This is a genomic window from Mucilaginibacter endophyticus, assembly GCF_003351025.1.
GTDB classification, from domain to species: domain Bacteria; phylum Bacteroidota; class Bacteroidia; order Sphingobacteriales; family Sphingobacteriaceae; genus Mucilaginibacter; species Mucilaginibacter endophyticus.
Genome location: NZ_QPCG01000002.1, coordinates 479,365 through 492,470 on the forward strand (window position 1 = coordinate 479,365; position 13,106 = coordinate 492,470).

Annotated in this window: 14 protein-coding genes and 1 riboswitch; of the genes, 4 read left to right on the forward strand and 10 right to left on the reverse strand. The window is 41.2% G+C overall.

The window, feature by feature from the left end:
• Positions 1 to 5: 5 nt before the first annotated feature.
• From DUL71_RS09525 to DUL71_RS09545, 5 genes are read right to left on the reverse strand one after another with little or no spacing between them, the layout of a single operon-like run.
• Positions 6 to 860 (reverse strand): bestrophin family protein, encoded by an 855-nt coding sequence (locus DUL71_RS09525; protein ID WP_114937876.1) that lies wholly within the window; start codon positions 858 to 860, stop codon positions 6 to 8.
• Positions 861 to 872: 12 nt separating this feature from the next.
• Complete coding sequence (gene kynU, locus DUL71_RS09530) at positions 873 to 2,156, reverse strand: kynureninase (RefSeq protein WP_114937877.1); 1,284 nt, start codon at positions 2,154 to 2,156, stop codon at positions 873 to 875.
• Between the two features lie 25 nt (positions 2,157 to 2,181).
• Positions 2,182 to 2,784, reverse strand: a complete 603-nt coding sequence (locus DUL71_RS09535; protein WP_114937878.1) for a DNA-3-methyladenine glycosylase — start codon at positions 2,782 to 2,784, stop codon at positions 2,182 to 2,184.
• The gene (locus DUL71_RS09540; protein ID WP_114937879.1) at positions 2,781 to 3,431 is read right to left on the reverse strand and encodes an alpha/beta hydrolase; all 651 of its coding nucleotides are present in this window, start codon (positions 3,429 to 3,431) and stop codon (positions 2,781 to 2,783) included. The genes DUL71_RS09535 and DUL71_RS09540 overlap by 4 nt, the downstream gene beginning before the upstream one ends.
• Positions 3,431 to 3,907 carry a GAF domain-containing protein gene (locus DUL71_RS09545; protein WP_114937880.1) on the reverse strand — a complete coding sequence of 159 codons (477 nt, stop codon included), beginning with the start codon at positions 3,905 to 3,907 and terminating at the stop codon, positions 3,431 to 3,433. Before DUL71_RS09545 ends, DUL71_RS09540 begins: the two co-directional genes overlap by 1 nt.
• 74 nt (positions 3,908 to 3,981) lie before the next feature.
• Between DUL71_RS09545 and DUL71_RS09550 the strand changes: the two genes are divergently transcribed.
• Positions 3,982 to 4,683: a DUF3291 domain-containing protein gene (locus tag DUL71_RS09550; RefSeq protein ID WP_114937881.1), complete on the forward strand. Its 702-nt coding sequence runs from the start codon at positions 3,982 to 3,984 to the stop codon at positions 4,681 to 4,683.
• Between the two features lie 7 nt (positions 4,684 to 4,690).
• Complete coding sequence (locus tag DUL71_RS09555; protein WP_090525603.1) at positions 4,691 to 4,939, forward strand: hypothetical protein; 249 nt, start codon at positions 4,691 to 4,693, stop codon at positions 4,937 to 4,939.
• A 226-nt stretch (positions 4,940 to 5,165) separates the two neighbouring features.
• On the opposite strand, the gene DUL71_RS09560 is transcribed toward DUL71_RS09555, so the two are convergent.
• The 5 genes from DUL71_RS09560 to DUL71_RS09580 form a co-directional block, all read right to left on the reverse strand.
• Entirely contained in the window at positions 5,166 to 5,879 is a 714-nt protein-coding gene (locus tag DUL71_RS09560) for a Dph6-related ATP pyrophosphatase (protein WP_244228729.1), read from the reverse strand.
• Positions 5,880 to 5,900: 21 nt separating this feature from the next.
• Positions 5,901 to 6,596: an SIR2 family NAD-dependent protein deacylase gene (locus DUL71_RS09565; RefSeq protein ID WP_114937883.1), complete on the reverse strand. Its 696-nt coding sequence runs from the start codon at positions 6,594 to 6,596 to the stop codon at positions 5,901 to 5,903.
• 87 nt (positions 6,597 to 6,683) lie between these two features.
• A complete protein-coding gene (locus DUL71_RS09570) occupies positions 6,684 to 7,256 on the reverse strand; it encodes a DUF6580 family putative transport protein (RefSeq protein WP_112575503.1) in 573 nt (190 codons plus the stop codon).
• 54 nt (positions 7,257 to 7,310) lie between these two features.
• Complete coding sequence (locus tag DUL71_RS09575) at positions 7,311 to 8,378, reverse strand: YncE family protein (protein WP_114937884.1); 1,068 nt, start codon at positions 8,376 to 8,378, stop codon at positions 7,311 to 7,313.
• A gap of 10 nt (positions 8,379 to 8,388) precedes the next feature.
• The gene (locus tag DUL71_RS09580; protein ID WP_114937885.1) at positions 8,389 to 10,422 is read right to left on the reverse strand and encodes a TonB-dependent receptor plug domain-containing protein; all 2,034 of its coding nucleotides are present in this window, start codon (positions 10,420 to 10,422) and stop codon (positions 8,389 to 8,391) included.
• A 95-nt stretch (positions 10,423 to 10,517) separates the two neighbouring features.
• Positions 10,518 to 10,715, reverse strand: a riboswitch (cobalamin riboswitch).
• A gap of 45 nt (positions 10,716 to 10,760) precedes the next feature.
• Between DUL71_RS09580 and DUL71_RS09585 the strand changes: the two genes are divergently transcribed.
• Complete coding sequence (locus DUL71_RS09585; RefSeq protein ID WP_114937886.1) at positions 10,761 to 12,017, forward strand: serine hydrolase; 1,257 nt, start codon at positions 10,761 to 10,763, stop codon at positions 12,015 to 12,017.
• A 64-nt stretch (positions 12,018 to 12,081) separates the two neighbouring features.
• Entirely contained in the window at positions 12,082 to 12,816 is a 735-nt protein-coding gene (locus DUL71_RS09590; RefSeq protein ID WP_114937887.1) for an SRPBCC family protein, read from the forward strand.
• Positions 12,817 to 13,106 lie beyond the last annotated feature (290 nt).

A 13,106-nucleotide genomic window follows, 5' to 3' on the forward strand; every position in this document is an offset into this window, starting at 1 on the left:
AACGCTTATCCTATCAACTCTCCTATATGCTTTTGAATATTGTCACAAATGCTATCCAACGGTAAGTCATTAGCATCGCGACCAAAGGGATCTTCAATTTCTTCGGCCAATAGCTCGATACTTGCGAAAACAAAAAGCACAAAAGCAATTACGGGGATAATAAAATACTTCAGGTCAAAGGCCCAAGTAAAGGGCAGGGTCATGATATAGGTGAAGATAAACTTCTTAATGAACACATTGTACGAAAACGGAATAGGTGTTTTCTTGATACGCTCACAAGCACCACAAATATCTGTAAAAGAAGTAATTTCGGCAGTTATACTAAACAACTGCTCCGGGTTTATAACGCCTTCTTTGTTGAGCCTGTAAATGTTTTTGATCATCTCAGATGCAACCTGGTTAGGCACATGCTTTTTAGCGTCGATAGCCATAAATGGTTGTTCTTCGGGAACATATTCATCTCTTAAATGATCGCGCAGTACCCGGGCATAGCGAGGGATTGCGTAATTGAAAAAAGCCAGGTCATTTTCACCAATCAGATGCTTTAGCTTAATAGCAAGGTTACGGCTGTTGTTAACCAGGCTCCCCCAAATCTTACGTCCTTCCCACCAACGGTCATAAGCCGAGTTGATCCGAAAGGCAAGCAGCAATGAAAACACAAAACCAATGGTTTGATGAATAAAGATCACTTTCCTGAGTATGCTTGTTTCGGGCAGTTGCCAAAAATCAATAAGTAAATAAGTGACTACACCAGAGTAAGCACCAACGGCAAGCATCAGTGGAAATAACTCGCGAAGTGTTTCGGCTTTGTTTATTTTAAAAATGAATGAAAACCATTCCTTAGGATTGTAATAGACCATATTTGCAGGATTTTAAACAGCTTTAAGTGCATCAGCCATCAAGGCGGCTGCTTTGTAAACGTCTTCAAATGTATTATAAAGCGGTACAGGGCTCAGGCGGATCACGTCGGGTTCACGCCAATCGCCTATAACGCCATTTTGTGAAAGGTAATTAAAAACAGCCCTGGCGTTACGCTTACAAACTACCGAAAGCTGGCAGCCACGGGCAGCCGGATCAACAGGCGTAATGATACTGTAAACCTCCCCTTCCTGCTGTTTATTGATCTCATGAATCAAAAACTCCAAATAAGCTGTTAAACGAAGACTTTTTTCGCGAAGGGTATCTACCCCGCCCGCATCGTCAAAAACAGCCATAGAGGCCTTAAATAGCGCGAGAAGCAAAATCGGAGCAGTACTCACCTGCCAGCCAGCAGCGCCGGCTTCAGGATCAAAGCCCGGAGCCATTAAAAATTGCTTATCGCGGCGATATCCCCACCAGCCTGCAAACCTGTCCAGCTCTTTATCGGTAAAATGCTTTTCGTGCACAAAAATACCGCTTATGCCACCAGGCCCCGAATTCATGTATTTGTACGAGCACCAGCAGGCAAAGTCAACGCCCCAGTCGTGTAGCTGAACAGGTACATTTCCCGCAGCGTGAGCCAGGTCAAAACCAGCATATGCTCCTGCCGCATGAGCCGCATCTGTTATAGCTTTTAGGTCAAAGAACTGACCTGTGTAATAATTGATCCCTCCAAACAGCACTAAAGCGAGTTCGCTTTTGTTTTGATTAATGTGATTGAGAATATCTTCGGTGCGCAAAGTAACCTCGCCCTTACGTGGAAAAATCTCTATTATAGCCTCTTTGGGATCATAACCATGAAACCTCACCTGGCTTTCCATAGCGTACTGATCTGAAGGGAACACCCCTCCTTCCATGATAATCTTAAAACGTTTATCATCTGGTTTATAAAAACTTACCATTAACAAATGAAGATTTACTGTAAGTGAATTCATTACAGTAACTTCATTTTCCTGCGCCCCGACAATGCGGGCAATTGAACCTGTAAGAGATTTATGATAGTTGAGCCATGGATCGTTACCCTGAAACCAGCCTTCAACCGCGAGGTTTTTCCAGTTGGCTAATTGGTCGGCAAGGTACTGCTGCGCCGAGGCGGGTTGCAAACCAAGTGAATTACCGCAAAGGTAAACTGCATCTTCGCCGTTATGCTGAGGGATCAGAAAGCGATTTCTGAAGTCCCTTAATGAATCTTGTTTATCCAGTTGCCGGGCAAATGCCAGATCATTTTGATAGTTCATTCGCCAATATTACAAAATTGGCCGCTTATTTATTAGGCTTACTCACGTAAACATTGCCTTTTACATAGAATCGATATGGCAGTAATGCATCTTCGGCCGCGTAGGCTACACCTATGCGCGGACCAGCTTTTATTTGTTCGTCGGGAAAGTGCAAACCACGATCTTCAATCCATATCGTATCGCTTTGCAAACTAAAAGCATTAATGTTACGTGAAATTCCCAAAGCTTTAGCTACAGATCCAGGGCCGGCGGTAATGTTTGGCTTCAGCACCGACATATTGCGCCGTACCTGCATAGCTTCTATTCCATCAGTTGGCTGAATGGCCCTGATAAGAATAGCCTGTGGGCGCCCTTCGACAGAAGTAACGATATTGAACATTTCGTGAATGCCATAACAGAGATAAACGTAAGCAATCCCACCCTGCATAAACATGGTTTTAGTCCGGGGAGTAAGGCGATTACCAAAAGCGTGCGAAGCTTTATCTACAACACCATTATAAGCCTCTGTTTCAACAATATATCCGCCAGTAATTACACCATCGATACAGGTAAATAAATACTTGCCCAACAAATCTTTACTGATGCTCACAACATCATCACCGAGGTAATAACTTTCAGGTAATTTCATTTTTTCAGGATTCCCTTCAATAAAATATTGATCTCTTTTGCTTTGTCGAAGATCATGATATGCGTGCCGCCTTTAACAATGGTAGCACCTTTTATTCTTTTATAATCAAACACAAGGTCTTTATCGCCGGTGATATGATACAGGTTTGGCGGGATAACTTCATTCTTCCAATGCAGAATAGCATACATAGCCCACTTCATAAATACGGGCGATGATTTTCTGAGCATATCGCTAAATAACCAAGCATCTTCTTTACTCATGTGCCCAAACAATGGTTTTACCATACCTCCCATTGAATTGAATACCTTGCCGGGGATAAGTTTGTAAATGGGCAGCGTGCGGAAGAGCTTAAAATACCGTGGAGCTTCGTCATTTGTCTTGATACTGGAGATCAGAATAACCTTTTCAACCGGGATAAGCTTAGCAATTTCTACAGCAACAACTCCGCCCAGAGAGTTACCTATCAGTACTGAATTTTCCTGTATATCATATTGATAAATAATCTTTTGAGCATAGGTAATTAAAGTATCATTCAAATCGGGTTCCACCCAATCAACCACAATTACTTCGTGCTCATCACCAAGGCTTATATTATTGTAAACGCGCGTATCCGCACCAAGACCGGCAATAAGGTAGATCCGGCTCATTAAAAATTGATAAGCTTTACAATTTGCTCAAGATACTGCGCGTCGGTTTCATTGAACTGATCGAGCAATTCGCTGTCTACATCAAGCACAGCAACAACATCGTTGTCTTTAAATACAGGCACCACAATCTCCGAACGTGAAAGTGAACTACAGGCGATATGCCCGGGGAACGCTTCAACATCGGGCACAACCAGTGTTTTTGCCTGTTGCCATGCCGATCCGCAAACACCTTTTCCTAAGCCAATGCGGGTACAGGCTACCGGACCCTGAAACGGCCCCAAAACCAGTTCATTTTCTTTAACAAGGTAAAACCCAACCCAAAACCATTTAAACTGCTCTTTTAAAGCTGCCGCAACGTTAGCCATGTTGGCCACCAGGTCAGGCTCGCCGTATAGTAAAGCCTCAATTTGAGGAATAAGCGTAGTATATTGTTCAACTTTATCGGTTGACGTGTTTATTGATAGATCTTCTGCCATGACGCAAACTTAACTATATGGGGTCGAAAGTAAATAAGGCAAATATCATATTTAATGTTTTATTTAGCAGGTGCATGCTTGTTAGTCTCACTATAATCCGCTACCGAAAGCTATTTATTCCCTTCGCCTTGCTGGCCATGGCCATTCACCGCTTGCCGTTGCTGATGCAAAAAGGATGTAGCTTTTACAAATTGCTGGGCTCGGGCAAAAACGGAACTTTTGACCTTGAACCCGACTGGCAGCAATGGGGTTTATTGGCATGCTGGGACAGTCGTGATGACTTTGATGTATTTTACAAACGGTCATTTGTCGCTTCCTGGTGGAAAACACTGGGCACCGAAAGCTGGACAATGCTTTGTATCCCCTTGCAAAGTCACGGAAGCTGGGATGACAAAGAGCCCTTCGGCAAGCCCGAAACGAACGACATTCATGGCCCGGTCGCTGTACTTACACGCGCTACTATCCGCTTTAGCAGATTAAAAAACTTTTGGGCTAACGTTGATACTGTTGCTAATATGATGACGTCAGCTCCTGGCTATGTAAATTCTTTCGGCATAGGTGAAGCTCCGGTATACAGACAGGCTACATTTTCTGTTTGGGAAAGCTTGGATCACGTAAAAAACTTTGCCTATAAAAGTCCCGAACATGCTGAAGTTATAAAAAAGACAAGAAGCGAAGGCTGGTATAGCGAAGAGCTTTTTGCCCGCTTTAAACCCATTGCCAGCTTTGGCACCATTAATGGAAAAGACCCGTTAAATGGCTTACTGAATAAATAAGAAAAACATGAGAATTATTGCAGAACTCCCTCATCCAGATTTTAAAATCTCTATCCTGAATATGAACAATAAATTTATTGTAAAGGTAGAGCAGGGTTCACTTGAACAAAGTTACAAGATCCCTGAAATGGATTTGACGGATGGCGTAAACAGCGTTTTTGAATTACTCGACGAAGAGTTTCTAAAAAAGATAGCGGCCCGCTTTATTGATATGCGCAACGACTACAAGGACGCGTATTTTAGATATAACTACTAAAGTAATAAATATAAATACCTAACAATTAGGTAGTTATAATTACAGCCAATCAAAAACAGAATTTAATTTGGCAAACAAAGGATTTAAAACACTTTTTGCGGCCTGTCTTTTTCGTTTATCTAAATTTAAAATACAACTAAATCAATTCAATATATTGATAATTAGAATACTTATATGATTAAACAAAATTATATTCTGCGGAATTTTTCGCAAAATAAATGAGAACTTAGTCCAATAAAAGGTCACAATACCAAAAACCGGAAGGTTTTGGATCAGCGGCAGCTGCACAGAAATCATCGGCATTTTTAGGAGCGGCGTACTCCTTGAAAACTTTCAAACCCGTTTTATAATTTATCGGTTTGGTGAATATCGGCCCTTTATAAGTGAAGGTATGGAACTCCCCGTTCTCGCCGCAAACATCAACATCATCGGGTAAAGCATCAATCAATTCGTGGCTTATTTCTTTTCCAACTATCCGCTCCAACCGTTGCTGCGTACAGGCTATCACAGTTCCAAAACCAAGGTGCAGAAATTCATTAATCAGTTCGGATGTATCCCTTTTCCATAAGGGGTAAATACCTTTAAGCCCGGCTTCGCTTAAACGCGCATCCCGGTAATCTTTAAGGTCCTGTAAAAATATATCTCCAAAAATGGAATGGGTTATTCCCTCATTTTTGAAACGAGTGAGATGATAACGCATCACATCATCATACTCTTTCATCCCCGGCATCTCAGGCAGGCGAATCTGGTATAATGGAATACCGATAGCTTCGGCTTGTTTTATTAGCAGCTTAGTTCTGACGCCATGCATAGAAATCCTGTCGGCCGCATCATTGATGGTAGTAACAAGATAAGCGATCTCAAGATCCGGATTCTGCAGGCAATAGTATAACGCGAGGGCGCTGTCTTTACCGCCACTCCAATTGAAGATGCATTTCATGCTTATTATCTAATTAGTTAATCAGCGTTTTTTATCTTTCAATAATTCATTCGCCAATGCAGGTACACCAATGGTAGCCTTTTCCTGGATCTTAATCACTTCGCCCCTTACATTTACAGATGGGATATTCGGATCGATAATATATTTCGGAACATCACGATCAACATAACCTATCAGTCCTGCTGCAGGATAAACGGCCAGTGACGAACCAATAAGGATAAAAATATCAGCACTGGTACAAATCATGGCCGCATGCTCAATCATAGGCACAGGCTCGCCAAACCATACTACATGGGCCCGCAACTGCGATCCTAGTTCGCACAGCTCGCCCATTTTAATCTCCCAACCATCAATAGGATAAGTCAACTCTGGATTAATGCTTGACTGCGAGCGCGTGATGATTCCGTGCAAATGCACAACAGTTGATGAACCCGCCCTTTCATGAAGGTCATCGATATTTTGAGTAATGATAGTTACCTTATATTTTTCCTCAAGTGCGGCAAGCGCGTAGTGTGCAGCATTTGGCTTTGCCTCCATTACGGTTTTGCGTCGCTCGTTATAAAACTGCTGCACCATAACCGGATTATGTTCCCAGGCTTCGGGCGTGGCTACATCTTGAATGTTATAACCCTCCCAAAGGCCATCACTATCCCTGAATGTTTTTAAGCCGCTCTCCGCGCTGATCCCCGCGCCGGTTAATATTACTATGTTTTTCATGTTGATTTAAGTAGATGATAATTGCTTAGGTCACAAAAAAAGCGGACTGTTGTTCAACAATCCGCTTTAAATTTAAATGCTTTTATATTATAAAGCCAATTGCTTTTTATCCTGCAGAAAAGTGTACTTACTCTTAGCCAGCTCAAAACTACCGAAAAGTATACCGCTAAACACCAAAGTTCCAAGCGCCATATTTTGCTCAAACGGAATAGCTTTTACCAGCGACTCGCCGTAGCCCGCTAAGGTGTGTGGGTAAAGCGTACCGTATAACCATGGCAAATCGGTAATTAACCAATGAATTAGAACCGCAGCTATTGACGCTAAAAGCACATTGGCAACATTTACCTTTTCAAGCAAATTACCCACCAGTACCATTAACGCAAAGCACAAATACACCCACTCGGCTCCGCTATACCAAAATGTTAATTTTGAAGTATACAGGTAATTAATCACAATATCAGTTGAGAACAAGGCAAGCAACACCGTCACATAGCCTTTCCATTTTGATTTAAAATAAGCACCACCAAATAATGCAATAGCACCTACCGGGTTAAAATTGCTCAATTCTTTATACTTAAATGCTAAAAGCCTGAATGCGGCAACAACCAGGATCATCAAAATCAGGATCAGGTTGCGGTTGGTATTATCTTTTGCGCTCATCGTTTAATATATGGGGTAAAATTACTGATATTCTGTAAATAAACACAGGCTATATTACTTGTTTACGAAAACAACGCTTCCCGGGTTAATACCGGTAGTAAGGTTGTATTCTTTTTTACCATTTTTATCAAAAGCAAATACCAAACCGTTTGATTTATAATCTTTGGCATCGGTAACAAAAACTTCGCCTGTTTGCGTATCAGCTACTACGGCATAAGCGCTGGTAAAGGTTGTGCCGTCGGTAACAAAATTTGATGACAGGGCTTTCAGGTTCTTTACATCGTATGTTTTCACTGTTCCGTCTGAAGCTATATAATAAGCAACATCGCCGTTGATTGAAAACGGACCACCTGCAAAGTCGGTTTTAGATTTAACTACATCTGTTTTGCTATCAATAATGGTCAGCTCAGGATTGGCCGGATACAAATTGTAAGAGTGAACAAAAACATCGCCATAGCTATCAACGCTAACAGCATATGGGTTTACGCCAACCTCAAGGGTCTTGGTAACGGCTAAAGTTGTCAAATCAATAATAGATACAGTTTTATCTACGTCAGGATAGCTTAAGCCACCACCATTAACCACGTACAATTTACCGTTGCTAACAGCCAGCTGCTCTGGGTTACGGCCAACCGGGATGTATTTACTTACTGTAAGCGTCGCAGTATCTAAAACAGCAACATTGTTATCATACAGCGTAACGTAAGCGTTGCCTTTATAAAAAGCAATTGAACGTGGCTCGCGCGATGATTTATCTGCGTTTTGAAAAAGTACCTGTTTAATTGATTTTGCTGTTTTAGGATTAACCACCTCAACAGTGCCTGATTTATCCACCACGATATACATTTTGGCACCGTATATTTTAAGGTCGTTAGCTGTATTGCCTAAACCTTTGCCATTAGCCGACTGGAAAATATCAGCGGTTAAACTTTTAGAGGTGTAATCATAATAAGTTAAAGCGCTATTGGGCGAGCCAAGATTACCCTGATCTAAAACGTACAAGCCGGCTCTTTCTGCGGTTGGTTTATCATCGGGTACAACCTTTTTATCCTTATGGCATGATGCCAGGGTAGTAGCAACAGCACAGGCTATAAATAAATGTTGGAGTTTAAGTGATTTCATGTGTTATGTATTAAATAGTAATTTGAAATGTTAATCGGTATGATCTGCCGGGCATTGGGTAGCTGCTTATCACAGCATAGCTTTTATTAAACAGGTTGTTTACTTCAAAAGATGCTGCAACCGGCTTTAATCCCGCCAGGAAATTATACACAAATGAGGCATCGCTTACCGAATACTTGGGCAGATAGTATTCAGGTACGTTATTGCTGTTCTGATATCTTGATGACGAAAAGATTTCATTATAATATATACCAAACTGCTTATGCGTGAGTCCGGCATTTAACGCCAGTGTATGTTTTGGGGTATATGGGATCTGTTCAAGATAATACAGATCTGTTGGATTGGTTACATCAAGCGCCTGCTGATAGGTGTAAGCTACACTCAACAAACCTTTCCAATTGTAAAATGGCTTAAATCCACTTTTTAAGATAACGTCAAGTCCTTTAATATCTACTCTACCCAAGTTGACAACGGAAGGTGTTTCCGGTGATCTTGTCGGGATATAGGAAATCTTGTCTTTTACATGATTATAATATGCATCGGCGCTGATGTTTATATAGTCGAAAATACCAGCAAGGCTTTTGGTGTAAGCGGCTCCAATATTATACTGATCTGTGTATTCCGGCTTTAGAGATCGTGGTACAATGGCATAATAATATTGCTCGGCAAAAGTGGTGTTGCGGAAGGTGCTTTTGTAATAAGCCCTTAAAAGCAGGTTTTGACTTGTAAATGGCTTATAAGTAGCAATAACCGCAGGCGTGAATGCCGACCGTGACGCAGCCGCCGGCCCGCTTTTAACCTCGTCATGAATATATGTATTCAGCAAATTAGCCTGTAAACGCCATTTACCTATACTCAAATCTGTGGCTATAACATTGAATAAACTTGTCCGGGTTGGGAAAGCGTATTTGTAAACATCAGATTGCAGGTTGCTGATATCAGCATCTGAAGAATAAGAGATTTTCCAATCAGACGTAAGATTATAAGCTAACGCTCCCGACAAATAAAAATCGTTTTGGCGGTAATGCTCGTCAATTAAGCCGCTGTTATTGTAGACACCTGTATCAAGGTAACGTACATAACTATGCGCGTATTTTGCATTAATTAGCAATTGCAAACCACTAACCGCCTTATGCAAATAACCCGACTGGATAAAAAAGTCTCGGTTTTGCAATCTTTGATTAGTAGGAGCTGCATAATAAACAACCGGACCGGGTAATCCCCGCTTTGAATTATAAAAATTAAATTGAAGGTTGAATTTATCACTATCCGATTTTGCCCAATATAAGCCACCGTCTGCCTGCTGAACGTGCACATCGCCGTTCTTGCGGGTTGCCAACGTATCTGAACCGTCGCCGGCTTCGCGATATTTATATCGTCCGTTAGCTTCCTGAACGGAACTGTTTATAACGAACGACCAATATTTGCTGAGCCTTTGCTGCCACTGCAAATAAGGGTTCACCAGTCCGAATGAACCGCCTTTAATTCCGGCTATAATATTATAAGGCTTCCGCTCATCTAATACCGGATGGATCGTTTTAATAGCAAGTACATTAGCCGAAGCATAAGCACGGGCCGTTTGCAAAATATCGGTTGGCTGGGCGTTGTATAAAACGATTTCTTCAACGTTGTTTAGGTTGAACTTGCTGAGATCAATTTGCCCATTCTGCGCGTCGTTAAGCTGCACCCCGTTGTATAAAACCGCCGTATTATCGGCGCCAAGGCTTCGAACCGAAACAGTCTTCAGGCCGCCAATGCCTCCGTAATCCGAGATATTAACACCCGCAAAATTTCGGATGGCGTCGGCCACGTTAAATGATGCGGTCCGTTTAAAATCGGCGGTAGATATTGATTGCGCGGGGGCCGAACTTTGAATTTGAGGAATAGCCGACGATGATACTTTAACTTCATTAAGTTTCTTTGTGGTATCTGATTGGGCCAAAGCCTTGTTGCCTAACACTACCTGGGTAACTACCAATAACAAACCGCACCCTTTTATAGGTAAGCGTTGTTTGTAAAAAAATACAGGTAAGCGTTTTTTCATGTCCGCGACAAAACTCAATTGTTGGAAGATTTTGAAATGAAAACACACCAAATGAAGAGCATTCACATTCAAGCTTCAATCCCCGAAAGCTTTGAATAATATATAATGCCTTGGCAGGTCTTCTGACTTACTCCCCATTTTGCCTGGTCTTCCCTCCTGTTTACAGAAAGTGACTTTATAGATTGGCAACGGTTACGGAGCTTACAGCTGCGGGACAGTTACGGACTCACACCGTATTCCCTTTTAATTCATTAAAAAATAGTTTAATGAAACCTAAAACGCCGTAAAAGTACAATAAGTATCTGTTAACCTCAAACTACATAGTTATATTTAGCAGAATGAAACGTTTCTTCTTTTTATTACTACTGATGCAGGCTTTCTGCAGCTTTGCCCAACAGCCTGATACCGTTTTTCTAAAAAGCCTGCTAAATAACCGTCCTGAGTTATTTTCCGGCATACTAAACCATCCCGCACAAAACGAGGTACAAATTATATACACCCGGATAGACAGGGACAAAAACAATATTCCGCATTTTACCGCATATAGTTATCGCCTTAATCCTCATCACTATTTTTACCCCGCCAGCACCGTAAAACTGCCTACAGCCATATTTGCCCTTGAAAAGTTAAATAAGTTAAATGCAAAAGGTTTAGACCGCAGATCGGTCATGATCACCGATAGCTCATTTGCCGGTCAAACTAAAGTTAAGTTGGATACGTCGTCTTCAAGCGGCTTACCCAGTATCGAAAATTATATCAAAAAGATCTTATTGGTAAGCGATAATGACGCTTATAACAGGCTTTATGAATTTGTTGGCCGGGCAGAGATCAACCAAAAGCTCAAGAAATACGGGCTGAACAATACCCGCATTGTGGGCCGCCTGGCCATTGGTGATGCGGGTGAAAGTACAAGGCATACCAACCCCATTGATTTTTATATTGGCGATAAACTGGTTTATCACAAACCTGGGCTTTATGATGCTTTAAACTATCCCATGCAATTGGAAAATATGCTGCAGGGCAAAGCTTACTTGGATAGCAGCGACCGGCTGGTTAATAAACCACTTGACTTTTCCGAAAAGAACGTTTATTCCCTTGCCAATCAACAGATGGTCCTTAAACGGCTGCTGTTTCCGGAAACTTTTCCTAAAGCACAACAATTTGATTTAACGGCAGATGATTATCACTTCATTTATCGCTATATGAGCACTTTACCTACCGAAAATATAAAACCGACCTATCACCGGCCCGAATACTTTCCGGCATTTTGTAAGTTTCTATTTTATGGAGGCGATAGTACGGCTGTAATAAATCCCGATATCAGAATCTTTAATAAAGTTGGCGACAGCTATGGTTATGATATTGACAACGCCTATATAGTCGATTTTAAAAACAAGGTGGAGTTTCTGCTTAGCGCGGTTGTTCAGTCAAACGAAGATGGTATATTGAATGATAATAAATATGAGTATGCAACGGTTTGCCTGCCTTTCCTGAAAAACCTTGGACAAGTCATATATCAATATGAATTAAAACGTCCCAAAAAGCATTTACCCGATTTAACTAAATTTAAATTCAGCTATAGCAATAAGCAATAAAATTCACTTCAGGAAAACTTAGTAGCGTCAAAGGTGTTCTAAAAACGACAATTATTTAAAACCTATGGCAACTACGATAGTAAAATATACCGACAATTACCCCGTACTCTACGGCGACGACCGTATTAACCTGAACTGGCCGGAGCGTTTTACCTCCATAGCCGGCGGGATGAAACTTGGTTTTTCGGGCTTTAAAAACATTTTTAAAAATCCGCTTGCAAGCATCGTAAAGATTGGAGCCGGCGGGTACCTTTTAAACCGGGGCATTACCGGTCATTGTGAACTTTATAAACGTATTGGCAAACTATCAACCAATCCAATAAACGTCAATATCCGGTCGTCATTTACAGTTAATAAACCGAGGGAAAAAGTTTACCAATTTTGGCGTAAACTGGATAATTTACCGCTTTTCATGAAACACCTGGAAAGCGTGGAGGTAATTGATTCAAAGTATTCACATTGGACACTGAAATTACCTAAAAATGTAGCTACTGTTAGCTGGCATGCCGAAATTGTGCAAGATGAGCCTAACGAAATGATTGGATGGAGCTCGCTTTCCGATTCCACGATCAATAACGCAGGTAAAGTCCGCTTTCAGGATACCATAGATGGTCAGGGCACCATCGTCGATGTTGTCATCAGCTATCAGCCGCCTGCTGGTGGTGTAGGCGCGGGCATAGCTAAAATACTAAACCCTGTATTCAAAAATATGGTTGATAAGGATATTCAGAATTTTAAGCAGTATATGGATATCAACAATGATCCCGAAGAATTTGTAAATGTTATTATTGTTGAATAGCGCGTTTATTGCAGCTAATTTTCAGAAAAGCCCGATAATTAAAAAATTATCAGGCTTTTTTATTTTATAACCTGTGGTTAAAGCAATCTTCTTTTTTTGATAATATCTGTGGTGTTTAACATTTACGAAAATCATTTCATAAATCGCCGGTTAAATATTAAGTAGGTACAAAAACTAACGGCATGCTATTGAGCTAACAACGGTTGATTGTATCATTTTTATCATTATCATTGTTCCTCAAAATATCAATGCCGGGCTTTATCAGGTTCTTCAATCAGTAATTTACGGCC

What these genes read in the sequence shown, in the direction of transcription:
- DUL71_RS09525 (WP_114937876.1), bottom strand. Translation starts at nt 860, where the DNA reads ATGGTCTATTACAATCCTAAGGAATGGTTTTCATTCATTTTTAAAATA.
- kynU (WP_114937877.1), bottom strand. Translation starts at nt 2,156, where the DNA reads ATGAACTATCAAAATGATCTGGCATTTGCCCGGCAACTGGATAAACAA.
- DUL71_RS09535 (WP_114937878.1), bottom strand. Translation starts at nt 2,784, where the DNA reads ATGAAATTACCTGAAAGTTATTACCTCGGTGATGATGTTGTGAGCATC.
- DUL71_RS09540 (WP_114937879.1), bottom strand. Translation starts at nt 3,431, where the DNA reads ATGAGCCGGATCTACCTTATTGCCGGTCTTGGTGCGGATACGCGCGTT.
- DUL71_RS09545 (WP_114937880.1), bottom strand. Translation starts at nt 3,907, where the DNA reads ATGGCAGAAGATCTATCAATAAACACGTCAACCGATAAAGTTGAACAA.
- DUL71_RS09550 (WP_114937881.1), top strand. Translation starts at nt 3,982, where the DNA reads ATGCTTGTTAGTCTCACTATAATCCGCTACCGAAAGCTATTTATTCCC.
- DUL71_RS09555 (WP_090525603.1), top strand. Translation starts at nt 4,691, where the DNA reads ATGAGAATTATTGCAGAACTCCCTCATCCAGATTTTAAAATCTCTATC.
- DUL71_RS09560 (WP_244228729.1), bottom strand. Translation starts at nt 5,879, where the DNA reads ATGAAATGCATCTTCAATTGGAGTGGCGGTAAAGACAGCGCCCTCGCG.
- DUL71_RS09565 (WP_114937883.1), bottom strand. Translation starts at nt 6,596, where the DNA reads ATGAAAAACATAGTAATATTAACCGGCGCGGGGATCAGCGCGGAGAGC.
- DUL71_RS09570 (WP_112575503.1), bottom strand. Translation starts at nt 7,256, where the DNA reads ATGAGCGCAAAAGATAATACCAACCGCAACCTGATCCTGATTTTGATG.
- DUL71_RS09575 (WP_114937884.1), bottom strand. Translation starts at nt 8,378, where the DNA reads ATGAAATCACTTAAACTCCAACATTTATTTATAGCCTGTGCTGTTGCT.
- DUL71_RS09580 (WP_114937885.1), bottom strand. Translation starts at nt 10,422, where the DNA reads ATGAAAAAACGCTTACCTGTATTTTTTTACAAACAACGCTTACCTATA.
- DUL71_RS09585 (WP_114937886.1), top strand. Translation starts at nt 10,761, where the DNA reads ATGAAACGTTTCTTCTTTTTATTACTACTGATGCAGGCTTTCTGCAGC.
- DUL71_RS09590 (WP_114937887.1), top strand. Translation starts at nt 12,082, where the DNA reads ATGGCAACTACGATAGTAAAATATACCGACAATTACCCCGTACTCTAC.